The 24,815-nt window shown below is 34.6% G+C and carries 27 protein-coding genes; 4 read left to right on the forward strand and 23 right to left on the reverse strand.

The window, feature by feature from the left end:
• Nucleotides 1–54 precede the first annotated feature (54 nt).
• From CLOLE_RS20035 to CLOLE_RS20075, 9 genes are all read right to left on the reverse strand, one after another.
• Nucleotides 55–525, reverse strand: coding sequence for an HAD family hydrolase (locus CLOLE_RS20035; RefSeq protein ID WP_013658948.1), 471 nt, complete (start codon nucleotides 523–525; stop codon nucleotides 55–57).
• Between the two features lie 47 nt (nucleotides 526–572).
• Nucleotides 573–1,784 (reverse strand): condensation domain-containing protein, encoded by a 1,212-nt coding sequence (locus CLOLE_RS20040; protein WP_041713117.1) that lies wholly within the window; start codon nucleotides 1,782–1,784, stop codon nucleotides 573–575.
• A gap of 123 nt (nucleotides 1,785–1,907) precedes the next feature.
• Nucleotides 1,908–2,807 carry a UbiA family prenyltransferase gene (locus CLOLE_RS20045; RefSeq protein ID WP_013658950.1) on the reverse strand — a complete coding sequence of 300 codons (900 nt, stop codon included), beginning with the start codon at nucleotides 2,805–2,807 and terminating at the stop codon, nucleotides 1,908–1,910.
• Nucleotides 2,794–3,312, reverse strand: coding sequence for a helix-turn-helix domain-containing protein (locus CLOLE_RS20050; protein WP_013658951.1), 519 nt, complete (start codon nucleotides 3,310–3,312; stop codon nucleotides 2,794–2,796). Before CLOLE_RS20050 ends, CLOLE_RS20045 begins: the two co-directional genes overlap by 14 nt.
• Before the next feature lie 359 nt (nucleotides 3,313–3,671).
• Nucleotides 3,672–4,139, reverse strand: coding sequence for a GNAT family N-acetyltransferase (locus CLOLE_RS20055; RefSeq protein ID WP_013658952.1), 468 nt, complete (start codon nucleotides 4,137–4,139; stop codon nucleotides 3,672–3,674).
• Nucleotides 4,140–4,179: 40 nt separating this feature from the next.
• Nucleotides 4,180–4,479, reverse strand: coding sequence for a Dabb family protein (locus CLOLE_RS20060; RefSeq protein WP_013658953.1), 300 nt, complete (start codon nucleotides 4,477–4,479; stop codon nucleotides 4,180–4,182).
• Between the two features lie 36 nt (nucleotides 4,480–4,515).
• On the reverse strand, nucleotides 4,516–4,905 hold the full coding sequence (locus CLOLE_RS20065) for a VOC family protein (protein ID WP_013658954.1): 390 nt from the start codon (nucleotides 4,903–4,905) through the stop codon (nucleotides 4,516–4,518).
• Between the two features lie 357 nt (nucleotides 4,906–5,262).
• Nucleotides 5,263–7,056: an ABC transporter ATP-binding protein gene (locus CLOLE_RS20070; protein ID WP_013658955.1), complete on the reverse strand. Its 1,794-nt coding sequence runs from the start codon at nucleotides 7,054–7,056 to the stop codon at nucleotides 5,263–5,265.
• A complete protein-coding gene (locus CLOLE_RS20075) occupies nucleotides 7,053–8,783 on the reverse strand; it encodes an ABC transporter ATP-binding protein (protein WP_013658956.1) in 1,731 nt (576 codons plus the stop codon). Before CLOLE_RS20075 ends, CLOLE_RS20070 begins: the two co-directional genes overlap by 4 nt.
• A 104-nt stretch (nucleotides 8,784–8,887) precedes the next feature.
• Here CLOLE_RS20075 and CLOLE_RS20080 point away from each other — a divergent pair, with 104 nt between their 5' ends.
• Complete coding sequence (locus CLOLE_RS20080; protein ID WP_013658957.1) at nucleotides 8,888–9,730, forward strand: MerR family transcriptional regulator; 843 nt, start codon at nucleotides 8,888–8,890, stop codon at nucleotides 9,728–9,730.
• 49 nt (nucleotides 9,731–9,779) lie between these two features.
• Here CLOLE_RS20080 and CLOLE_RS20085 read toward each other — a convergent pair whose 3' ends face one another.
• The 3 genes from CLOLE_RS20085 to CLOLE_RS20095 form a co-directional block, all read right to left on the reverse strand.
• On the reverse strand, nucleotides 9,780–10,574 hold the full coding sequence (locus CLOLE_RS20085; RefSeq protein WP_013658958.1) for an ABC transporter ATP-binding protein: 795 nt from the start codon (nucleotides 10,572–10,574) through the stop codon (nucleotides 9,780–9,782).
• Nucleotides 10,568–11,491 (reverse strand): ABC transporter permease, encoded by a 924-nt coding sequence (locus CLOLE_RS20090; protein WP_041713118.1) that lies wholly within the window; start codon nucleotides 11,489–11,491, stop codon nucleotides 10,568–10,570. Before CLOLE_RS20090 ends, CLOLE_RS20085 begins: the two co-directional genes overlap by 7 nt.
• Before the next feature lie 147 nt (nucleotides 11,492–11,638).
• Nucleotides 11,639–12,646 carry an ABC transporter substrate-binding protein gene (locus CLOLE_RS20095; protein ID WP_013658960.1) on the reverse strand — a complete coding sequence of 336 codons (1,008 nt, stop codon included), beginning with the start codon at nucleotides 12,644–12,646 and terminating at the stop codon, nucleotides 11,639–11,641.
• 561 nt (nucleotides 12,647–13,207) lie between these two features.
• On the opposite strand from CLOLE_RS20095, the gene CLOLE_RS20100 reads away from it, so the two are divergent.
• The 3 genes from CLOLE_RS20100 to CLOLE_RS20110 all read left to right on the forward strand — a co-directional run bounded on the left by CLOLE_RS20100 (nucleotide 13,208) and on the right by CLOLE_RS20110 (nucleotide 15,885).
• Complete coding sequence (locus tag CLOLE_RS20100; protein ID WP_013658961.1) at nucleotides 13,208–13,984, forward strand: hypothetical protein; 777 nt, start codon at nucleotides 13,208–13,210, stop codon at nucleotides 13,982–13,984.
• Between the two features lie 261 nt (nucleotides 13,985–14,245).
• Nucleotides 14,246–14,923, forward strand: a complete 678-nt coding sequence (locus tag CLOLE_RS20105; protein WP_013658962.1) for a helix-turn-helix domain-containing protein — start codon at nucleotides 14,246–14,248, stop codon at nucleotides 14,921–14,923.
• Nucleotides 14,920–15,885 (forward strand): IS3 family transposase, encoded by a 966-nt coding sequence (locus CLOLE_RS20110; protein ID WP_041712846.1) that lies wholly within the window; start codon nucleotides 14,920–14,922, stop codon nucleotides 15,883–15,885. Before CLOLE_RS20105 ends, CLOLE_RS20110 begins: the two co-directional genes overlap by 4 nt.
• 156 nt (nucleotides 15,886–16,041) lie before the next feature.
• On the opposite strand, the gene CLOLE_RS20115 is transcribed toward CLOLE_RS20110, so the two are convergent.
• The 11 genes from CLOLE_RS20115 to CLOLE_RS20165 form a co-directional block, all read right to left on the reverse strand.
• Complete coding sequence (locus CLOLE_RS20115) at nucleotides 16,042–16,461, reverse strand: YjdF family protein (protein WP_013658963.1); 420 nt, start codon at nucleotides 16,459–16,461, stop codon at nucleotides 16,042–16,044.
• Between the two features lie 151 nt (nucleotides 16,462–16,612).
• Nucleotides 16,613–17,254 (reverse strand): MBL fold metallo-hydrolase, encoded by a 642-nt coding sequence (locus tag CLOLE_RS20120; RefSeq protein ID WP_013658964.1) that lies wholly within the window; start codon nucleotides 17,252–17,254, stop codon nucleotides 16,613–16,615.
• Nucleotides 17,255–17,269: 15 nt separating this feature from the next.
• The gene (locus tag CLOLE_RS20125; RefSeq protein ID WP_013658965.1) at nucleotides 17,270–17,830 is read right to left on the reverse strand and encodes a CDP-alcohol phosphatidyltransferase family protein; all 561 of its coding nucleotides are present in this window, start codon (nucleotides 17,828–17,830) and stop codon (nucleotides 17,270–17,272) included.
• Nucleotides 17,831–17,923: 93 nt separating this feature from the next.
• Nucleotides 17,924–18,391, reverse strand: a complete 468-nt coding sequence (locus tag CLOLE_RS20130; protein ID WP_157864085.1) for an NUDIX domain-containing protein — start codon at nucleotides 18,389–18,391, stop codon at nucleotides 17,924–17,926.
• A 97-nt stretch (nucleotides 18,392–18,488) separates the two neighbouring features.
• A complete protein-coding gene (locus CLOLE_RS20135) occupies nucleotides 18,489–19,484 on the reverse strand; it encodes a M28 family peptidase (protein WP_013658967.1) in 996 nt (331 codons plus the stop codon).
• A 629-nt stretch (nucleotides 19,485–20,113) separates the two neighbouring features.
• Nucleotides 20,114–21,742, reverse strand: coding sequence for a DUF4153 domain-containing protein (locus CLOLE_RS20140; RefSeq protein WP_013658968.1), 1,629 nt, complete (start codon nucleotides 21,740–21,742; stop codon nucleotides 20,114–20,116).
• 32 nt (nucleotides 21,743–21,774) lie between these two features.
• On the reverse strand, nucleotides 21,775–21,996 hold the full coding sequence (locus tag CLOLE_RS20145; protein WP_013658969.1) for a helix-turn-helix domain-containing protein: 222 nt from the start codon (nucleotides 21,994–21,996) through the stop codon (nucleotides 21,775–21,777).
• Nucleotides 21,997–22,039: 43 nt separating this feature from the next.
• Nucleotides 22,040–22,504, reverse strand: a complete 465-nt coding sequence (locus CLOLE_RS20150; protein WP_013658970.1) for a DUF2975 domain-containing protein — start codon at nucleotides 22,502–22,504, stop codon at nucleotides 22,040–22,042.
• Between the two features lie 143 nt (nucleotides 22,505–22,647).
• The gene (locus tag CLOLE_RS20155) at nucleotides 22,648–22,878 is read right to left on the reverse strand and encodes a helix-turn-helix domain-containing protein (RefSeq protein ID WP_013658971.1); all 231 of its coding nucleotides are present in this window, start codon (nucleotides 22,876–22,878) and stop codon (nucleotides 22,648–22,650) included.
• Between the two features lie 14 nt (nucleotides 22,879–22,892).
• On the reverse strand, nucleotides 22,893–23,495 hold the full coding sequence (locus CLOLE_RS20160) for a DUF2975 domain-containing protein (protein ID WP_013658972.1): 603 nt from the start codon (nucleotides 23,493–23,495) through the stop codon (nucleotides 22,893–22,895).
• A 262-nt stretch (nucleotides 23,496–23,757) separates the two neighbouring features.
• Complete coding sequence (locus CLOLE_RS20165) at nucleotides 23,758–24,717, reverse strand: NAD-dependent epimerase/dehydratase family protein (RefSeq protein ID WP_013658973.1); 960 nt, start codon at nucleotides 24,715–24,717, stop codon at nucleotides 23,758–23,760.
• Nucleotides 24,718–24,815 lie beyond the last annotated feature (98 nt).

Genomic DNA, 24,815 nt, shown 5'->3' on the forward strand with positions numbered 1-24,815 from the left:
CCTATTTCACCTAAAGACCTATGCCACATAGTACTCAATTTAGTACATACTTTCTCATATATGATTAATTTTAATTTTATTGATTTCATTCCATATATTTGTTATCCAAGCAAAATCATCACTTTTTAGCAGATACACTTTAAAGCCATATAACTTTCCATTCTGTGCAACTGATGCATCATCATCTACATGCAAATCAATTCTATATTTAGAGGGATATTTTGATGGCACAGGTTCAGTTTTATTTCTTTGCACCTCTTTTTGATGTCGTTCGCCATTGACCACCTCGTCTATTATTATTCCATAGTGTTTAAATAGTGACTTAATATATCTTTCAGATCGAAAAGAGGTGGTATATACCCATAGTTTTATCCCATTTTCACGTATTTTTAATAGAAGTTCTATGGTCCCTAACCGTAATCTTTCTTTATATATAAGACTATAAGGAAACCTTAATGGTTTTTCTATTGCAACTTTAGTGGGATCAACTAATAACGTATCATCTAAATCAAATGAGACTATCATACCATTCCCCCTTATGAAAGAGTCTACTTATCCTATTAGCTTCAAAATTACATGCCCTCATAGGCACTACTACATAATTGCATTTTTTCATTAACAGTCAGTACACCTACAGTCATTTTTGCTGCAGGAGAGGCTGGTGGAATAAACATTGCTTCCTTTATATTAACATTATTGATTTTCCCCAAATTAGTAATACTATAGCTACTAGGCTTTCTAAACCCAAACATACTGCCTCCAACAAATTCTCCTGCCTTACTCTTAAAACCACCAAGTGCAGATATTGCTGCTGAATCTAAAAGTGTTGGTTCTATCTCTAAGTAGCACGCAAGTACTAGCATTAATTTACGATTATCTTGCATATGAGCTTTTACGCACTTATGAACCTCTTTGGCCTTCTCTATTACATCAGTTGTTTTAGTCTTACATACTATGCCAATTGCTGTAGCATAATTTCCAAGTGCTCCCGTTTGATAACACTTAATCTTCTCCCGAATATCTACAGCTATAATAATCTTATTCGTACCCGTTTTTAAATACATGTGTGCCATTAGTAAATCATTCATAGAAATTCCATTTTCTTTACAAGAGGTTTTCATTTCTTCTAACTTGTCTCCGTAAAGTTGGTAAGACTTATAGCTAACCGTATGATTTTTAACATACTCCTTAGTAAATTCTTGGTATTGTTTATAAGTTACCTGGTGTTGTTCCTTTTTCCATTGTTTATTGGTACGTTTAATGAGTAGCTTACTAATACCAGATAATTCACTCTTAGATGGTAGGTCTTGTATACTCTTAATCAGTTTTTCTTCTATATATTTAGGACTCATCCCGGATACATAATGATTAGCAAATTCCTGGGATAGTTCTAGCAGACTACGTCCATCTGCTAATAAATGATGGGCAACAAAGAGAACCTTCATTCCCTCCTTTAATGGATACACATATACTTTAAGTAACCCTTCTTCAAATAGATCCCATTTCTCCGCTGCAATACGCTTATAGTCTTCCCACATATGGTGAATGCTATTTTTCTCTTCAAAGTAAATCATTGATTGTTCTTTTGCTACATAATAAAGCTTCTCTGTTCCTTCTTCATACTGGACTGTACATCTTAGAAAAGGATGTGCCTGCGCCAAGGCATCTAATGAAGCTTCTACTCTTTTTTCTTCATAGTGTGCATCTAATTCTAGTAGAATGCCAAAATGCATATTAGGACACATGAAATGAGCCCGCTCTGTTACTATATATTGCTTTTCCATACACTTCCTCCAATCATATGTATACTTTCTATTTTTAAACCCTGCATGTTGTTCTATGTCAATTTTATCTAAGTCTCCTTCATTCAAACATTCCTTCGTTGAACTGCATCTATCAATCAAAAATTATAACAGTAGTGGTATAATACCTAGCGACAAATAATCTACTAAAGTCCATATGCCAGATAGTACCTCTAATCTAGAACCGTTTTTACCATGAGGATTCTTTAGATAACGTATGCCTCCTACTATGCAGATGATAATGGCAATTCCCAAGGTAATGCTAGCCGGGAATGCTCCTCCTAATTGATATAGTGCAAGGAAAGTAGAAGCAAAGGAAATAACCATCGCCCCTAGCCATATACCAACACTGGTCTTTCTCCCCCATAATTTTGAGTAGGTCTCCACTCCTTCTTCCTCATCTTCTTCTGCTCTCATTTTACGTCCCACCTCTATAACCATACCATCAAAGAAACTAGAAATAATGAACCATGCTAAAGCACTTCCTATTTGTACCCCTGGCCTAGGGAAGAACTCACAGGCAGTAGCAAAGAAATCTAGCTGAGGCATAATGAGCATATGACTAAACATATACCATCCCATGTGCTTTCTTAGCCAATTACTTATAAAAAACTCCTTGCACATACAACCATAATAAATCCATAGTACAACTAACAAAATCAGTAATTTGGGCTCATACAAACCACAAATAACAAACTGTCCTACTCCTAATACAAAGCCTATTTTCCCTAACTCTTCTCGCTTTACAAGTCCTCTAGGGACAGGTCTGTAAGGTCTATATTTTGAGTCTTCTTCAAAATCCTTATATTCATCTGCAATACGAAGTAGCATAAAAAAGGAAATCGACACATAAAAGGAAACGGCTAAAGCTTTAATTGTAATCCTTCCATCAAGTGTTGCTGCTGAATAACTAATAGCACTGAAGCTAAATGCCAAAATCATAGGTATGTACATAGCTAACGGGAATCTTTCCTTTTGATAGATATACCATCTATTTTCTTTCATTCTGATTTTCCTCTCTATTATGGATTAGTTCAATATGCTTATCTGCCCAAAGCTGTAGCGCTTGTGCATTCATGGATATTCTCTGAAGCTCCTCTAATATATGATTAAAATCCTCATGTTCATCTTCAGAAATCACACCATCTGCTGCAATTTGAATTAATTTTTCTCTCAGTTCATCAGCATTTTGTAATGAGCCTAATGCCTTTAGGGCAATACGATCAAACTCCTCTATCTCTATTGTCCTAACAGTCTTTTCTCCAATAGGACATTGTTTGGAACAATACACATTACAAAGTTCTGGTGAGCCATAAGCTTTAGCTAATTGTAATACTTCTTCTGGATAAGGATTCACTGTGCCAAGTTCAATCCTCGCTAATCTTGTGCGATCCATTCCTATTAACTCTGCCGTACTTTCTCTACTGTTAAACCTACTGTCTTCCTCTGCAGCTTTGTAACGTGCAATACAATACACGTTATCTGCTGCTTTCGTAGCTTTTTTACCCATTTTTACTTTCCCCCATATCCCATATAATCATCTTATAAATATTCATCTACTTTAGATTATTTTAAATAATAAAACAACTATTGTAAATGAATATTCAAAAGGTTAAAAAACCAATCACAACTAAAGAAGGAGGAAAAGAATGAATGTAAGAAAAATCCACTTCAAGGCACCCTTACAAGGCGTATTTTACCAAAGGCACCAATGACAGTGCCTCAGCAGTAACCGCGTAGTTCATACGCACTTCACTTCCTATAATATAAAAGCAGTAAATGTACGATACATTTACTGCTCTTTTTTATTTATGCTAATAGTCATGTTACAATAACACCTATAGATATTACAGAAAATAAATAGTACTGCTATAAAATATAAAGTTCATTTTCCTCATCATAGGTAAATCCTGCTGATAGCAACGTATTACAGGAGGCCTTATTATCCTCATCAGGCTGTACAATAATTCTCTTGGCGCTTGTTGTTTCAAATAAATGTTTCACTAATAAGTTAATAATTTTTGTCCCTATTCCCTTTTTCAAGTAGTCCCTCTCGCCAATCATATAATCTATGCTATATGTCCCTTCTAGCTCAATATCGCCATGCCAGTCTTCTCCACTTAATTTATACTCATAGCACTGGCAAAAACCAATATCCTTTCCATCACAAACTACTATAAAATGTTCCACCCAAGAGAACTCATCTTGATCATGCTCTAGTTCATAAATCCAATCTAGTGGTTGTTCATACCATTTAGCAACATAGTCCTCATACACCCATTTTTTAAATAACCCAATATCACAACTTTTAAACTTTCTCAGCTCTAAACTATACATTGCCAATCCCCCCAAGGTTGAGTCTCTTTCACCTTATTTTTTAAATTTCATAATCTATGCACTTTCTATTCCTTAAAACAGAGCCCACAAAGCTACTTACTCTTAAATGTTCTTCGTGAATTTGATAAGCTTGTAGTGTTTCTACAGAATCAAATTCGCTCACTAAAACAACATCAAAACTCCCACTTTTTAATGGTTCTATGATTACTTCTATAGTCCTTATTTCTTTAATTTTAGCCTTTAATCCCTCTAACTCTTCTTTAACTTTTTTAGCATTATTACAGTTTTCTTCCTGTGATATTTCTTCTTTAAAATTCCATGCGACAATATGCTTAATCACTGTACTCCCCTACCCTTAATTCCAATATATCTCATTTTACTTAACCCCTGTAACATTTCCATTTACATCAACTGTATACTGTCCTTTACTCATATCAAGCATGCAAAACCTATTTCCCCACTTATCAACCACAACAGCACATTTCCCAATATCGATATCAAAAGGGCCATACTCAAGTTTTCCACCTGCATCTAGAAAAACCTCTAACGCACTTTTTACTGATTCGACTTTAAAATTAACTTGCGGATTGTGTTCATTAACAAGTACAACTTCAGTTATGGCATCGCACATGCCAAGTCCGCATGAATAATCTGCTCTCCATAACAATCTAAGCCCAAGGGCATTTGAATAAAATGAAATACCATTATCAAGGTCATCAACATAAAAAGATACACAATCTACATTTTGAAATATGGAACTATCCATCATGTTCCTCCTCTCTATTATTATATTGAGCCCAAGCTAATTTTTAGCTTCCCCATATGTAATCTTCTCCACAACTTCTAATTTACTTCATTCACTCGCTATAAATACCTTCGTATGCTGTATTACAAATTAAGTATTATTATATCACAATAATCTTTATATTCAAACATTACAGCCAGCTAAGAACTCTAGCTGCCACTCATACGATTTACCTTTAATTTATAAGTAATCACTTCCAACTCTACATGATAGATATAAAAAAACAGGCTATCTAAGCCTGCTTTTTCCTCTTTGTTAGGATTTTATACCCTAAAGTTCTTAGGTAAAATAGAATGCTTATCATTCTAGCTTCCATCATTAACTATTAGATGTTACTGGAGAAGATTCTGCAAATTGACTATTGTAAAGTGATTCATAGAAACCACCTTGTGCCATCAGTTCTTCATGGGTTCCTTTTTCTATAATATTTCCGTCTTTCATAACTAGAATTAAGTCCGCACTCCTAATGGTTGAAAGTCTATGCGCAATGACAAAGCTTGTTCTACCTTTCATGATGTTTCTCATTGCCTTTTGAAGGATCAGTTCAATTCTTGTATCTACTGAGCTTGTTGCTTCATCTAAAATTAAAATAGCTGGATCTGCTAATATAGCTCTAGCAATGGTTAACAGCTGTTTCTCCCCTTGTGAAATATTAGATGCTTCCTCATTTAGCACCATATCATATCCATCTGGTAAGGTTTTAATAAAGTGATGGACATTAGCAACCTTGGCAGCCTCTATAATCTCTTCCCTCGTAGCGCCAAATCTTCCATACTCGATATTTTCAGCAATGGTACCTCTATACAACCAAGTGTCTTGTAGTACCATTCCAAAAAGACTTCTGAGGTCTTCTCTCTTCATGTCACGAATATCCACACCATCTATCTTAATAGAACCACCACTTACATCATAAAAACGCATAAGCAAATTAATGAGTGTTGTTTTTCCTGCACCTGTTGGCCCTACAATAGCTACCATCTGACCACTTTTCACTTCTACATTTAAATCTTCAATTAGGGTAGCCCCTTCTTTATAACTAAACTTCACATGTTCAAAAGTTACATTTCCCTTAACATCTGTTAATTTAACAGTATTCTGTGCATCACTTACTTCTTCCTCTTCTTCTAAAAACTCAAAAACACGCTCTGCTGCTGCAAAAGCCGATTGAATCGCTGAAGAAAGCTGTGTAACTTGTGTAAGTGGTTGGTTAATCTGCCAAATATAACGGATAAAAGCTTGTAAATTCCCTACAGTTAGAGCCCCTCTGATGGTTAATATACCACCCATAACCCCTATAACAGCAATTCCTAAATAACTTACAAGCGATACTAAAGGTGACATGATACTTGAAATAAACTGTGCCTTAAACCCTTCCTGACAAAGTTCTTCATTAATGCCTACAAATTCTTCTATGGCATCTTCTTGCTTACCATATAATTTAAGTTCATTAAATCCCGTATACATCTCCTGTACAGCACCATTTAATTTCCCTAGTGCTTGTTGTTGATTATAAAATAATTGCTGAGATTTACCTACAATAAATTTAGATACTAGGTAGCTTAATGGTACAATAAGCGTAGCTACCAGGGCCATTTGAATATTAACAACATACATCATGCCAAGGGCAAGTGTAAGGGATAGCACTGAATTGATAATTTGACTAAAGCTTTGTTGCATTGCATTAGAGATTGTATCAATATCATTAGTAATACGACTAAGTACCTCTCCAAAACTATTTTGATCAAAATAATTAATAGGTAATTTTCTTATCTTGTTCTGCACGGCATTTCTTAAATCTCTCACCGTATTTTGAATCGCATTGGTTAATAAGAAACTTGCTACATACGTAAATAACGTACTTAATACGTAAAGTACCCCTAATAGAATGAGGACTTTAATAATATAATCAAAATGAATACCTGCATTCTCTAGCCCTTTACTAATAGCTAATACATCCTCTGTGAGCTGCGTGATAATGAGCCCCTCTGTTCTTGGCGTAATGGCATTAATGACTGCAGCACCGATAATAAATAAAATGGCTCCTAAAAAAGGAATCAAATAAGGTTTTAGAAAAGGAATGAGTTTTTTGATTGTTTCTTTAAAGTTTTTCATAGCATTAACTCCTCCTTTGATAGCTGTGATAAAGCAATTTCTTTATAAATTTCACAATTTCTTAGTAGATCCTCATGTTTACCACTACCTACTACTTCTCCCTCATTGAGTACAATAATTTGGTCTGCTTCTATAATAGAACCGATTCTTTGTGCCACTACTAATACAACAGCATGTGTTGTCTCTTCTTTAAGTTTTGCACGTAGGGTGGCATCTGTTTTAAAATCTAACGCAGAGAAACTATCATCAAAAATATATATTTCTGGTTTCCTTACAATGGCCCTAGCAATAGATAATCTCTGCTTTTGCCCCCCTGACATATTCGCGCCACCTTCACTAATAGGCTCCTCGAACTGCTTTGCTTTACGCTTAATAAAAGAATAAGCTTGTGCAACCTTTGTAGAGTGCTCTACCTCTTTGCTTGTTGCATCCTTCTTACCAAATCGAATGTTATTTGCAATGGTACCTGTAAATAATCTTGTCTTCTGTGGTATAAAACCTATTTTATTTCGTAGCGCTTTAAGATCATATTCCCTTACATCTACACCATTTACCTTTACAGATCCTTCCGTTACATCATAAAATCTCGGAATTAAATTAATCAGTGTACTTTTACCACTTCCTGTACTTCCAATAAAGGCAACCATTTCTCCTTTTTTAGCAGTAAAACTAATATTACGTAGTACAGGTTCTTCTCCATCTGGATAAGTAAAGGTAACATGCTCAAACTCTACTAAACCTTGCTCTTTCGTTTCGGTTACACCATTTTCTGGGCTTACAATGATAGGCTTACATTCTAATAGTTCCTGAATACGATTTGCAGACACTTGCGCTTTAGGATACATAATAAATACCATTGAGAAAAGCATAATAGAGAACATAGCATGGAATAAATAGTCAATAAAAGCTACTAATTCACCTACTTGAAGTGCCCCTAAGCTGATCATCTGACTGGATATTCCAAAAATTGCAATAATAGCTATATTAAGCATTAAGAAGAAAGTAGGCTGTGAAATAGCCATGAGCTTAAATAATTTTTTAGATACCCTTGCATAGTCTTCATTGGTATCTGAAAAGCGTTCATTTTCATGGTCATCATTTCCAAAGGCACGAATCACCCTGATACCTGTTAAATTTTCTCTTGAAATACGGTTAAGTCTATCTAGTCTATTTTGTTGGTTCTCTGAAAGTGGGCCTGATAGCTTCGCAATAATCACTACTCCTAATATGATAAAGGGAATAGTAGCGGCTAAAACCCCTGATAAAGCTAAATTTGTCCGTACAATCATCACAACACTTACTAGGAACATAATGGGCGTTAAAAGTGCCATTCTGAGTAAAGTATTTGTAAATTGTAAAATTTGAAATGCATCATTGGTGGTTCTCGTAATCATTGAAGAAACACCGAAAGCATCATACTCGCTATGAGAAAATTCTTGTGCTTTTTTAAAAATATCATTTCGTATATCACGAGTAATATTGGTTGATATTTTAGATGAACAGTAGCCAAGCAGTATAGTGCCTAGTACACCAATAACTGAGATAATAGCCATAACAGTGCCCATTTGATAAATATAGGGTATGTTACCCACAGCAATCCCATTATCAATAATCTTAGCCATAATGGTTGGTATGCCAAGCTCTACAAGTGCGAAACCAAAAACTGAAATAATATTTAAGCACACAAGAAGCTTATAATTTTTTAAATAGCTTAAAATGAGTCTCATATTGTTATACCTCCTTTTATATTTGACTTGCTTTTTAAATAGTTTTCATCATTATTGTATGTTAAACTATACAGTAACCATACAGTCAAGAGGAGATTATTTATATGGACAAAAAATTAGAAATTTACTTCACAACAGGTGAATTTGCTAAGCTTTGTGGCGTAAAAAAACAAACCTTATTTCATTATGATGAAATCGGCTTATTCTCTCCTACTCTTGTTAAAGAAAATGGCTATCGCTACTATTCGTATCGTCAACTTTACACTTTTACAATGATTCTTACACTCAAGAACCTTCACATGCCTTTAAAGGATATTAAGACCTATCTTGATACACGTACGCCCGAAAACTATATACAGCTTCTAGAAGAAAAGCTATCTGAAGTAGATTCTGCTATAGCTGACCTCACTGAAATAAAAAACCGTCTTACTACTGCTACCCACCATACGGTGTTAGCACTTAACACAAGGCACGCTCAAACAGTCTTGGTAGAACAAGATGAAGAATATCTTATTGTTAGTTCTAATTTAAGCTCTGCTACACACAAGGAATTCTCAACTTATATGCTAGAATACATTCAATTTTGTAAAAAGTATGCTTTAACGACTCATGATTCACTCGGGACACTTATTAAATTTGAAGATATAGCAAGTGGCCTTCAGGATTGTTTTACAAGCCTCTATGCCAAAACTCACGATACCACTATTCCATCCATTATCATTAAACCTAGAGGCTTATATGCTGTTACTTATCATCATGGAAGCTATGAAACGACACATGAAACATATAAGAAAATTCTAGAATTTATTCAAAGGCACCATCTTGAAGTCGGTGAATTCTTTTATGAGGATTATTTAATAGATGATATTGCCTCTTGTAAACCCGATGATTTTGTAACGCGTATTATGATTCAAATAAAAGAGATGCCTTTACAAACTAGCGTATAAAAAGCCTTATATTTCCCCTCCAAGTCTGGGAAAATATAAGGCTTCTATCTTATGCTAATAAAATTCTATCATTATCTAATTCTTTATGACTTTCCTTTTTAAATAAAGCTAATACATCTGGTACTGTCATATTAGCTCTTTGTTCTCCTTTAATATCTAGTACAATACTGCCACTATCCATCATAATGGTTCTATTTCCCAAATCTAAAGCAGATTGAATGTTATGGGTAATCATCATCGTTGTAATCTGATGCTCCTTAACGATTTCCTTTGTAATCTTAAGTACCTTATCAGCTGTACCAGGGTCTAGGGCTGCTGTATGTTCATCTAAAAGTAAAAGTTTTGGTGTTACTAGGGTACTCATCAGCAAGGTCACTGCTTGTCTTTGCCCACCAGAGAGAAGTCCCATTTTAGTCTTCATCCTGTCTTCAAGTCCTAGATCTAATTCTGCTAACCTTTCTCTAAAAAGTGCTTTTTCTTTACTACTCATTCCAAAGCTAACTCTCTTACTCGTGCTACGTGAGTATGATAAAAGCAGATTTTCTTCAATAGTCATAGAAGGAGCTGTTCCTTTAAGTGGGTCTTGAAAAAGCCTTCCTATATTTCTAGCTCTTTTGTATTCCTTTTCAAAGGTAATATACTTCCCATCTAAAATGATTTCTCCTTCATCAGAAAGAAAGTCTCCCGCAATCAAATTGAATAAAGTAGATTTACCAGCACCATTGGAACCAATCATCGTTACGAAATCGCCTGGTTCTAGGTGTAAACTTACATCATTCATTGCTACCTTCTCATTGACAGTTCCTTTATTGAAGGTCTTACTTAAGTTATTAATTTTTAGCATTCGGTGTCCTTCCTCCCTCTGATTCTCTTGGATTTACTTACACTTACTTGTATGTACTTTTGTATAACAGGATAAGAAATAGCAATACCTACTATAATAGCAGAAATAAGTTTCATACTAGATGCTGTAATATTAACTGCTAATGCTGCAGCAATAATAATTCTATAAATAATAGAGCCTAAAACAGCAGCAAATATATTAACTGGAATAGATCTTCTCTTTACAAAGATATCTACAATCACCTCTCCTATAATTAAGGATGCTATCCCTATAACAACCATACCTGTTCCCATCCCTGCATCCGCAAAGGATTGCTTTTGAGCAATAAGTGCTCCTGAAGTTGCTACTAGTGCATTAGCAAGAGCAAGTCCAATAATCTTCATTAAGTCTACATTAATAGATGAAGCTCTTACCATTGCCTCATTATCGCCTGTGGCCCTAATGGAAAGGCCTAGCTTAGTAAATAAAAATAGTCCTAAAATAATACAAACCACTACTACTACCACAAGTCCTACAATCATAACACCTTGATTACCAAATAGGGCTTTGGCATAGGTGAAAATAGTATCTGAACCTAGAAGAGGAACATTAGACTTTTCCTTCATAACCATAATATTAATGGAGTATAAACCTGTCATGGTTAAAATACCTGCAAGTATTGGTTGTACCTTCAATTTAGTTTGCAGCGTAGCTGTTACCATTCCAGCTAAAACACCTGCTCCCATGGCAAGTAAAATCCCTAAAACAGGATGTCCCGCTACAACACAAATAGCAGATACAGCAGCCCCTAAAGTAAAACTACCATCTACTGTTAGATCTGGAATATCCAATATTCTATAGGAAATAAATAGTCCCAAAGTCATCAGCGTATACAGTAACCCCAGCTCCACTGCTGAAGTAATAGCTATCATATTCATCATCTAGTCTCCTTTTATAATATTGTTATTCATCCTTTTATATTTTATATACCAAAAGATGAATTAAGCTTATAACTCAAGTTTAATTCATCTTTTGATGATAATCAATTTTTATTATACTAACTATTCTAATTCTTAGTTAACAAGTTATTCTACGATAGTTGCACCTTCTGAATCTGCTGGTGCACCGATTGCAGTAGCTGTTGTTTTATTAATTACTTTATAGAAATTATCAAGAGTAGCTACTGGGATTTCTGAAATAGATGTACCATTTAATACTTGTGCTGCCATTTCACCTGTTTTCTTTCCAAGATCTTCATAGTTGATACCTACTGTTGCATATCCACCATCAGCTACCATTGAATCTGCTCCTACATAAACTGGAATGCCTGCTGTTTTACCTACTTCTGCTAAAACCGGCATAGCTGAAGCAATACCGTTATCGATAGGTGTATAAATAGCATCTACTTTACCTGCTAAGATTTCTGCTGCTTGTTGAAGCTCTGATGTGTTAGTAATAGTACTTTCTTCATATGTAAAACCGTACTTGTCAGCAAGTGCTTTTGCCTCTTCAATAACAGATTGTGAATTTGTTTCGCTTGCTGTGTAAAGGAAACCAATTGTTTTAACATCTGGTGTAAGTTCTTTGCAAAGTTCAAATACTTGATCTACTGGGATAGCATCTGAAGTCCCTGTTACATTGCTTGTTGGTGCTTCCATATTCTCTACTAATTTTGCTCCAAGTGGGTCTGTTACTGCTGAGAAAATAATAGGTATATCTGTAGTTGCTGAAGCTACTGATTGAGCCGCTGGTGTAGCAATTGCTATAATAATATCTGCTTTATCTCCAACGAATTTACTAGCGATAGAGTTTAAGTTAGATTGATCTGCTTGTGCATTTTGGTAATCGATTGTAATATTTTGCCCCTCTACAAAACCTTGCTCTGCAAGAGCCCTTATCGTACTTTCTCTAATAGTATCAAGACTTGGATGCTCTACGTATTGAACGATGGCTACCTTTTTCATTCCTTCTTTAGCTTCAGTACTTGGTGCTGCTGCTACTTCACCACTGCTAGCCGTACTATTATTCCCACAACCTGCTGTAAGCCCCAGTAATAAACCTAATGCTACTATTTTTGCTACACTCTTTTTCATATTAATTCCTCCCATTTTTTCACTATTTTTGACAACTAAAAAAGCACCTATCCTTATAACAAAGGACAGATGCGTTCATCTGCGGTACCACCTTAATTGACATACAAAATATGCCCACCTCACTAGAATGCTAATACATTCTTGACCTGTGATAACGCTGGTCTTGCGTCTAGGATACTAAGGCTAATCACCTTTTCACCTCACCCTCTAGGGTCCATTTGTCTGATTCGCTTTCTATCAGGCTCTCACCTTCCCTGACTCTCTTTAAGTGCGCTATACAGTTTTATCTCCCTATCAACGGTTTACTTTTATTAATTTGTTGTTAGTATACTCCTGCATTTTAAATTTGTCAAAATATTTTTTAATAGTTTTTAATTTTATGTTGTCACCTTGCTTTATTTTCCAATCTATGGTATGATAAATGAAATAATCAAAATAAACTAAATTTAATAGAATAATAAACTAAAGAACCGTCTTGTATAAGAAGGGCTTTTCGTATTGTGCTAAGTGCATGGATATAAAAAGTCCTTCTTATTTTTTTATCGAAAGGAGCGATCAGAGATGGAATTGGTAGGAAAAGCAATCAAACATGTTACATTTGGAAGAGGAGTTATAACAAATAGGACTGACAATATTCTTACGGTTGATTTTGCAGGTAATCATAAGAAATTTCTATTTCCAGATGCCTTCTCTCGTTTTATTTCTATAACGGACGAAGAAGGACAAGCCTATGTAGGCAAGATTTTAGATGATATATCAAAGATTAAAAATGCAGAGCAACTTGAGCAAGAACGTTTACAAAGAATGCTCTTCTTGAAAGTAGCCCCTGAATCACAAGCAGCATTTGGTTTTATGGAAAATAGCCGTAACACCGTTTTAAAGTCATGGTCAGTTTTTGCAGGTAATTATTTAAGTGGATACTCTAAAGGAACCCCTAAGGTACCAACCAGACTCAAATTAAATTCTGCTTGCTTACTCACGGAATGTCCAGCTGGATGCCTCGAAGAAGAACGCCGTATTATCGGTGCATTTATGGTCAAGGATGATTTCGAAGGTAAGTACTGTGAAGACGGAATTATCCCAAGCCATGAGACTTATAGGATTTTACTTAATGATAAAGATGGTGAACTTCTTTTTTGGGATTATTTTTCATCAACTACACGTTCTCCAAGATGGGGCAGAATGGAAATGAAATATTTTTCTAACCTTCAAATGAAATGTATCTTAAATGATATGCAAAAAATTATCACAGATCCATTGCAGCGAGAAACTGCTTCTAATTTTTATCGATACTTCTGTAAAGTTAACCGCCTAAGTACCACAGAAGAAGAATCATAAAAATGCTCTATTGATTATAGGAATCTACTTTCAATAAATCCCAAGCCATCAATAATGAAGTCAATTAATATCTGCTGCATCTTTTTGATAAGCACCAATTTCTTGAGATAAGTAAGATCAGTTATCCAGGAGGCTTAACAGTAAAAAGACTGCTACACAAGTGTTCAACTACTCTTTAAAGATACAAAAAGCACAGGAAATGATATGATACCTCCTAAGTAGACAAGGTAAATAACCAAAATCCACTTAGGAGGTATTTTTATGGCAAAATCACCCCATACATCTGAGTTTCGGGCTCGGGTTTCACAAGAATATCTTGATGGATATGGTTCGTATGATTTTTTAGCTACAAAATATCATATTGGAAGTAAAACATTAAGGCAGTGGATTGATAAATATAGAATTTATGGTGTTGAAGCCTTTACTATCAAACAAGGTAATTCTACCTACACAGCAGAATATAAAACCATGTGTGTTAAGGCTGTTTTATCTGGTGAAGGAAGTGTTGATGATATCGTTGCAAAATACAACATCTCTTCAAGACAGGTACTCAGACGCTGGATTATAAGGTATAATGCCAATAGAGAACTTAAGGATTATGATCCTAAAAGGGAGGTCTATATGGCAACTACAAGAAGAAAAACAACTATTGAAGAACGTAAAGAAATCGTTAAATACTGTATAAATCATAAACGTAATTATAAAGATACCGCCGCATTATTTGATGTATCCTATAGTCAGATTTACTCATGGGTTAAGAAATATGATACAAATGGTGAGGAGGCATTGTCCGATAAACGGGGTCGTCATAAAACAGATGATGAAGTCGATGAATTGGAACGCCTCAGACGAGAGAATCTTAGACTTAAACGTCAGCTTGAAGAAAAGGATATGCTAACTGAATTATTAAAAAAAGTGAAAGAGTTCGAAGGGATGTGAGACTTGGAAAACTGCGTTATGATTCAAAATTTATGGTAGTAAAGTTTTTTTATGAAAGTAAAAGCTGGAGCATCAGTTGGATGTGTGGGCAGCTTGAAATATCTAGATCAGCTTATTATAAATGGTCGCATCGTGAGGTCCCACTACAGGAAGAAGAGAACCTTAAGCTTACTCAATTAATTAAAGAATATGATGAACGTTTCAATCATATCTTGGGATATCGCAGAATGACTTCGTGGATTAATCATTTTAATCAAACCAACTATAGTAAAAAACGTGTGCATAGAATCATGAAAAAGCTTGGTATCCATTCAGTAATCAGAAAGAAAAAGAAGAAATATAAATCTTCTAATCTTGAGACAAGTGCTGAAAACAAGCTTGGTAGAAATTTTAATGCAACGAAGCCAAACGAGAAATGGGCTACTGATGTTACTGAATTTAAAGTACCGGGTGAGAAGAAAAAGCTTTATCTGAGTGCCATCATTGATTTATATGACAGATATCCAATTTCACACGTAATCAGTTGCAGAAATGATAATAAGCTAGTATTTAAAACATTTGATAAAGCAATAAATTCTAACCCTGATGCAAAACCGATTTTTCATAGCGATAGAGGCTTTCAGTACACAAGTACAGTATTCCAAAGAAAGCTTAAAGAACAGGAAATGGAACAGTCAATGTCTAGAGTAGGTCACTGCATTGATAACGGTCCGACAGAAGGATTCTGGGGAATAATAAAATCTGAAATGTATCAGATGTATGAAATCACAGATGAAGCCTCATTAAGATATGCAATAAATGATTATATAAGATTTTACACAAAGGAACGGCCACAAGACAGATATGATTGCAAGACACCACATGAAGTAAGAAATGAAGCATTAGTATCTGAAAAACCAACGGAATATCCTATTCCTGAAAATAAACGATTAGTGAAATACAAAGAAAAATGGTGTGCATAGAAAAAACGACCACCCAAAAATGTGTGATCGCTTATTTGCACCTTGTTTTAGATATTTAACCTGTCTACTTGACAGGGGGCATATCAAAATCTCCTGTGCTTTTTGTATTTCATTATGGCTTTAAACTAACTCATAATTCTCTCTATCACTTCCGAGCTAGTGACCTCTGTGCTTTTCTTTGCGTTTTTCTTGTTTTAAGTCAAATTTATACTGCTTTTCTGCTTCTTTTTGCAATCTTGAGCGTGATTTTCGCTCTATTTTGTTTTGTTCTTGTTGCTCTTTTAATGCTTGTTGTGCTTTTGTACCCATGCCTGTATTTTGCAGTTCTCTTTTTATAGCCCTTTGCATTTTTTTAGGATTCATAGGTTTTACAAGTTTTGATGGAACTTCCTCATAATGGCGCCTTTCTAACTGGCTCCACTTCTTTAAAATCAGTTCATATACTTCACAATCCTTAGGTTCTGGTCCAAAGGTTATCTTACAAATCTCATAATGACCACCTTCTTGTACCTCATAAACACCTATCCAAAAAGGTCCCTCAAAAAGTATAGTGAAGCTTGACCTCATACTCTCCATCATCATTCCTCCTTTTAATTTACTTAGTAAAGAAGGGACAACCAAAGGAGGCAGGTTACTGATAGCATTTGCTACGTCCGGACTACCAACCGGAACTGTGTTTTTATCTTTACACTTTTATTCTACTCTCATTATTTGAGAAGTGGTATAACTAATTTTTAACCCACTGCTTATTGGCTACAGATTTTCCATGACCAAAATGAATAGTGGCTTCTCCCTGCTCAGTAATTTTAGTGGCACTTGCTAGCATAATCTGCTTATCTCCATAAAGCATGGATACTGTTGGATAAAACAGATTCATTAAAGCATCCCCTACTATTAAATCTGCTTCCCATACCTTTAACCCTATAGAACCTCTAGTATGTCCTGGTAATGCTATTACACTTGCTTCTATACCGTAGTTTTCTAGAGAATCCCCTTCATTTAAAAATAGGGTTGGTTCAAAAGCTTCCACAATATCATGCTTAAAACTTTCTAAAGAAAGTGCCAAAACGAGTTTTCCCATCACTTTATCTGCAAACATAGGCTCTAGCATGTTATTTTTAATGAGTTCACAATCTGCTTTATGCATAGCAATAGGAGCTCCTAACGCTTTAGAAAGATAAGCAGCATTTTGTATATGATCTACATGCCCATGCGTTAATACAATAAGTTTAACATCTACTTGCCTACAGCTTTCTAGTATTTTATCTCTATATTTTGTTCTACTGGTATCTACTAGGATTGCCCTATTATTTTGCTTTATTAAAAAACAGTTACTATTCCCACACCGAATTCTTTCTATTTCCTTCACTTAAACTTCCCTCGCTTAATTTAGATTTTCTATCTGCCCTTCATTGTTTGGTACATAAATACTTTTTCTATTTAAATCTAAGTTTTTCGACCTTACTTGTATCACAAATTCCTCTAAAGCTGATATGGTTGCTACTAAGCAAACTATACCCATAATAATATTTGCTGGTAAGATAGTCATTCCAAAAGGAAATATAAATAATAAAAGTCCCGTTAACTTATTAGCATAAGTGTGGAGCATAGCAAAGGTACTAAATTTAATGTACGCAATTAATACTGCTAGTAGCCTAACAGCTGCAATTCCTAGAATCCAAAATAATATGAGATAATTAGGCTTTACTAAAGGATAAAATATAATGACGGCCACAACAATCATAACAAAGTCTGCAATAGAATCAAGTTTAGCTCCTAATTCGCTGGTATTACTGGTTTTTCTAGCAATATAACCATCTGCCATATCGCTTAACCCACAACCTATATATAAAATCCAAAACACACCACTTAGTGGTTCCACTTTAAGTAAAGCAATGCTCAGAACAATTCTTCCTACTGAGATGATATTTGGTATTGCTTTCACTTTTATCCCCCTCTACCTCTTTTTTCTAAAATTTAATTCTTATACTATAAATACCCTTGCTTATTCATCTTCTTATGTTTATCTGTTTTGCTACTAGTTACTTCTTCCTAGGTATCTCATTTTTACACTATCCTTTTTAATCTCCTCCCAAAAGATATTTTCCTTTATTATTTCTGGAAAAACATTTAAAGCTATTAGTTCTTTCTGACTCAGCCACTGTGCTTCTTTAATATACTTATCATCTTCTCCTTTGCCATAAATATTTTCTACAGTAAGATATCCACCTACTACATGCCCTCTCATAAATAATTCTAGATTTAAAACATCTTGTTCATCATCTTTAAATTCTCTTATATATAAAATATCTTCTACTTTGATCTGATAACCTGTTTCCTCCCATGCTTCCCTGATCACACATTCATAAATACTGGCATCGGTAGATTCTAGTCCACCTCCTGGTGGCACCCACCATTGATACTTTGTCTTTGGATGTACATGTTTTACTAATAAGACTTTACCTTCTTTCACTAATATGGCTGCAACTCTTATTCTTTGTTTCATCATATGCTCTCCCCAACTATTTTAAAATGACTAAAAAGGCTCTCATACTGACTTATCATCATTACGGGAACCTTTCATTTTTAGCTTCACAACTAGCTTAGTGCTCAGTTTCTACTGTATTATATATAGCACTTCCAGCTAATTTAATACTCCTTTCTAATCTTTCACTACTAATATGCTCTATTTGATCTTTAGCTGTATGGTAATAGGGTTCGAGAGAACCATAGATACTTGTCCTTTTATTAGGATCTATATTAATAAATACTGCAGCTGGTATACCTACCCTAGTAAAAGAATCGTGGTCAGAAGCACTGCTAGTTATTAATTTACCTGTCTTATCCCTCTCTGCTTCAGCCTCATAACTTGTAGTCTTACTCGAAAGGCTTGTAAGTTCTTTTCCCACTCTTGAAGCCACTTCTGTTACTAAATTCTCTTTCCCATCAGCTGTATAAATACCTAGTTCTGTCACAGTTTCATAATCTGTTGCCACCATATCCAGGTTAAAACAAGCTATACTTCTTGCTTTTTCATCTTGTGATAAAAATTTTGTATAAACCTTTGAACCTAGAAGCCCCTCCTCTTCTCCACCAAAAGCAACAAATCTTATTTCTTTATCAATATCTAAATCCTTCATGGCATTTGCAATCTCTAGTATAGCGCCTGTTCCAGATGCATTGTCATTAGCTCCTGGTCCTGCACTCACACTATCAAAATGTGCGGTTACATAAACAATATCATCCGTATCTTGAGGATCTTCACCACTAGGTTTTCTAATTGCTTCTACATTCCAAGAAGTACATTTTTTAAAAAACTTACTATATTGAAACTTCTGCACTTCTACTGTCATACCTAACTTTTCTAATTCATCAGCAATATAACAAGCTGCTTCGTATTCTTTATCAGTAGCTGCTGGTCTAGAACCTATAGTTCCTGATAAATGATTAATAAAGCCTAAAGACCTTTCTACATTGACTTGTTCTATAAAAGTAGCTGTCCTTTTATCCATAGTATCACTAGCAAAACAGGTCCCTACACTACCCAAAGCTACTATTACTGACAATAGCCAAGCCTTTTTTCTATTTATTAAAAACACTTAAATCCCTCCTAATTCGCTTTAACTCATTACATTGTATCACTCTTAGGACGAATTAAATAATCTTAATATTTTTATAATATTATTTTTTCTTATTGAGTGATTATAGTAAATAGAGATTTGTAGTTACTTATTTTATTCTTTATTAGGGATTCGGTTACTTGGCTACATATATATAAGTATAAGAACAAATAAATAGCTTCCCACGGCATAATTACCACAGCTTCAATCTGAGGAACTGACCGGGTCAGCCAAGTCTCAATCTATTGTTATAGGTACCTCTGGACTTAAGGAAGATGTTCACTGATGCGCTGCAAGGAAGACGCCATATATAAGTTGTTTTAAATGTTTTTATACGTCACATTATCAAATAAAGTTTTAAACCAGAGTCTTAAGGTCTTAGCTTCCTAGCATAGGGTGCACCGGCTAAGACTTTTAGGAGCTCCTCACTCATTGGTTTGACTTTCATAACTAGTTCTAGTAGGCACTAAGCTATAACGCATACGTGCTGAGGAGTCATTTTGCGCCTTGTTTAAGGTCTACTTAGCTAGCTGTGAAAGTTCATTTCAAGAGTCTGGAACAAAAAATAGCTCTTCAAGTAGTGATACTACTTGAAGAGCTATTTTTTGTTATCTTAGAAATACTAAAGGCCTCACAGCACCTTCAATACTTTCATAGCCCGCTTCTTTAATTTTTTCTAGATAGTCTCTTCCTCTATAATCTGCTAGGTTGAAGGCTTGCCACTTTTCATTTTGAAGATTATATTCCAACCTTGAAAGAATATAAGTTGCAGTGTCGTAATACATATCTTCTTGATATTCAAGTACTTCTGGATGTGAAGCTACCAACTCCTTAATAGGTCCTAATGCACTACTACTTAAATTATAACAGCCACTTAAATCACTTGTTTTGCCTTGCTTATACAAATTTACATTTTGGCGAGCTACTAGGTAATCTACATTACTATAATTTAATCCTAAGTACATGACTGTAAACACAATAAATACTATTTTAATAAGCTTCAACTTCTGCCAAAACACTTTAGCAAATACTAATATAACCACCATCAAGCTTAATACTAAAAACCAAGCTACATAAACTCTCCATAAGCTTAGGCCATATCTCTCCATATACATGAACATCTTAGAAAGAGCACAAGTCACCATAAAAGCTGTAAATCCTGTAATAAAACTAATCATCACTTTGATGTATGTATTTTTCTTTCCTTTTTCCCTTTTAGTAATATAGCTCAAAAACATAATAGTGAGCAAATTAAACCCTACTATTGGTAATGTCTCAAAAAAGCCTCTTCTCGCATATTCAGAAGATGAAAAATCTGCAGGTAATACACCCTTAAAAGCTGATACAAAATAGGCTAGCTGAGAACAGCAAAAGATCAAATAAACTACGCAGAGCAATGTTCCTATGGTACTCACTACTACAAAATCTAGATAGATCCCTGGCTGATTAACCACACTATCTTCTTGATTAATGAGGTCATGTTCCTCATTTAAAATCCTCTCTGATTCATCCTCCATTAGCAAAGAATCTCTTACCCTCTGAGGATCAATATAATTTTCTCTTACTTCTCTAACTTCCTTATGTGATAAGCCATAAAAATAACTAAAGAACATAAAGAATAGAATAACCACAAAGAATGACTTAGCACCCAGTTTGTCAAAATTAAAGGTAAGGTTTTGGAATGCAAAATTGATTATTCCCTCAAAAGCAGCATCCGCACTGGCTAACAAGCCAACAACCACTAGCAGTATAGGTGTTGCAATAACTACTCCTAAAAGCACCTTACCTATTACTTTCATATTTTTCTTTTGTCCTGTTCCAAGTTCATCCTTAACTAATACAACAGGTTTATTAATAGACGCAAAAGGTAATGTAATTCCTAAACTCAGAACTTCTCCTACCCAAGCAGGTAAAAAAGCTGCTTGTTCACATTTTCCAAATACCTCAAGGGCATGTAATAACATCAAAATGCCTAGAAATATGATGTTAAATCCTCTTAATACCGTATTTCCAAATATAACAAAATCTAAGGTAGATAATACAATAGGTATCATAAGCCACTTAGCTAGCTTGCTCATTGACCTCTTATACAGTTTTGAAAACAATCCCAAACATACAAAGTATGCTATAACTCCTGCTACTACCCCTAATCCAAGTCCCCCGAATAAAATAGTCTCCATGACGATAATAGCCAGAACAAGGGTTCCCCCTAACATCCATTTTTCAGCTTTCTCCATCCCAAAATCCCCCTTTCTTTACCTCACTTAACTCATTTTTTTAACTCTTCCTCTTTAACATACTCTAGTAATTCTCCGGGCTGGCATTCTAATACCTCACATAAGGCTTCTAATGTAGAAAAACGAACTGCTTTTCCTTTATTATTTTTAAGAACAGATAAATTCGCTAAGGTAATTCCTACCTTCTCAGAAAGCTCATTCATACTCATTTTGCGTTTAGCAAGCATTACATCTAAATTAACGATAATAGGCATCTTTCTTCACCTCGTCTTCTTCTCATAAATTTTCAGTCTTCTCTTAAATCGTTAATTCATTCTCCTCTTTAATCTCTATGGCTAGTTCTACAAGTCTATATAAAATAGCTGCAATTAAAGCGACCATAAAAGCTCCGACTGTAATCACAATAATACCAAAGGTAGCCTGCATGAAAATACAGGTAAATAAGTAACAAAGGAAAATAAACAAAGCACAAATACTAATGACTTTTAGACTCTGACTACTGCTACCTGAGAAAGGCTCACGATCAATAATGTTTTTGGCTAGTTTTCTAGTCATCCATAATACAATCCAAGCTGGTACTCCTGTAATATAAAGTAGAACTAGGATTTTATAGTGTTCTACTAAATTGTAGAAGGCACTCCCCTCAAAAACAAAATCCATTAACCAAGGTAATGCCGCAAGGCTAGCAGTTGCTAGTGCAAGTCCACCCATCACGACCCAATATAATAATTGACTTAAGATATCTGTTTTTAATTTTCTCATAATTTCTCACCTCAAAATGTATTATAGTACAACGCAAAATGTAAAGCAATATATTTTTATCGTTTTTCGATATATTTTTATTGAAATATGGTTATGAACTAAAAAAACACCATCATAGCCTGCAAAAGACTATGATGGTGTTTTTATTCCTCTTCCAATTCTTCACCTTCAATATATTTATATTCTAACAAGTCTCCTGGTTGACACTCCAATACTCTACAAATAGCATTGATGGTAGAAAAACGGACTGCCTTTACTTTACCTGTCTTTAAATTAGAAAGATTAACAATAGATATGCCTACTTGCTGCGAGAGTTCACTAAGTTGCATCTTTCTATCTGCTAACATCCTATCCAAACGTACAATAATAGCCATGTTGTCCTTCCTTCCTATACGGTTTCATCATATTCGTTTTGCAAGTAACAACCATATTTAAAAATTCCAGAAATCAAGATAATAATAACACCTAATAATATAGTACTTCCATCTAAAGCATTAATGGTAAAATTAATGTTTTCTAGCCCTAATGAATTTATCATAGGAAATACAAGATTAAAAATTATGATATAGCTTAGTGATTCAAAAAGGCTGCCTATTATTACAGTAATTCCTATTATCATCAATCTTTTAGAATTCTTTTCATCAAAAGGTTTACCACCCTCTACTGTTATTAATAAGTCTCTAATCATCTTAACAATGACAATAGTCGCAATGATTATAGGAATCATTGAACTAGCTATAGCTAAAATGAGTGTTCTAACTTGAGCCACTCCTAAAAATTGATTGTCTTTTAGTTGGATGTTAAGATGTCTTCCTATATTTAATTGTAAACCAATATGTGCAAAACTACTATTAGGAATAAACGCCATGATCCCTCCAATAACAATCCCCCCAACTAGACCAATAATCATTATAACAATCATTACATTCATCATTAATTTTAGTGCTTTTGCAAATTTTTTAACCCTATCTACATCTACCTTACGACTCATTTTAACCCCACCTCATTATCCTGAATATTTATAAATATATATTATATTCGTTTTTATATTTTGTCAATAATTTTTTAATGATAAACATTAAATTATTATCTTTATTATATTTGACATTTTACATCTTGCACCAACTAAATAAAGTTGCAAGCCAGAATCTGGAGCCAAAAAGCTCTCACCATGTACCTAAATACTTAGTGAGAGCTTTTTATTATTTACTTAGGCCTACTATAGCTTCATATTCATAAGGATAGACATGAAACTACTCTAAGGCTAATCCCTCAAGTAGTAATTTTATACCTTCTAGCATACGTTCATCTATCACTTGTGGCTTTTCTTCCACATACCACTCATAAGCTTTTTTGAGGCCTGCTATTAGAGGTGTTTCTGCTACTAGAAGCTCCCTATCGCACTTTGAAGTATCTAATAAGTAAGTGCATTCTCTAAAAGGAAAATACATTCTAGAAACCATACCTTCTGGTGTTTTCAACTTAATTATTTGTGCTTGCTTACCCATTACCTTAGCTGCTGTCTCTACCCATTCTTCATAAGTCACCTGCTCTTTATGAGTCACATTGTAAACTTGTCCTATAGCTTTTTCTTCATACATAGCAGCTTCAAATAGCTTTACTAGATCTTCAATATAAAGGAATTGTACTCTCGTATCCCCCTCTGGTACTAAAACAGGTTGATTCTTTGAAATTTGATGGAACAAGTAGCTTTCACGATATAGATTATTGCCAGGTCCGTAAATGTAAGTTGGCCTCAACATAGTAACAGGTATTCCCTTTGCCTGATACAATTCAAATAAGTAATCTTCTATGGCCAATTTATCTAAACCATATTTACCCCAATTCTTATTTTCTCCTTTTGAAAAGGTTTCATCCATAACCTCTTCAGAAGGTATGTACACTGCCCCTGAGCTACAGAAAATATAACGTTTTAGCTGTGAAGTATCTAGGACCTTAAAAAGGTTTGTTACATCTTCTAAAGTATAGGCTGAGATATCAAAAACATAATCAAAAGCTTTTCCTTCTATATTGAAAGCTATTTCTGAAATACATTTACGATTTCCTTTATAATGAGCCGTAAACCCACTGTATTTCACAGGCCTTACTCCCCTTGTAAAAATAGATACTTGATGTCCTTTTTCAATCATATACTTAGCTAATGCTTCACTTACAAACTCAGTTCCACCCATAATGAGTATTTCCAAACTCATCGCCTTCTTTCCTCTGACATAGTAAAAACCCTAGCTACTAAAAATTCATCTTCATTATAGCATACGAATTGTCCTTGCTTACCATTTGTTCTATAATA

Origin of the sequence: Cellulosilyticum lentocellum DSM 5427 (assembly GCF_000178835.2) — a bacterium.
GTDB classification, from domain to species: domain Bacteria; phylum Bacillota; class Clostridia; order Lachnospirales; family Cellulosilyticaceae; genus Cellulosilyticum; species Cellulosilyticum lentocellum.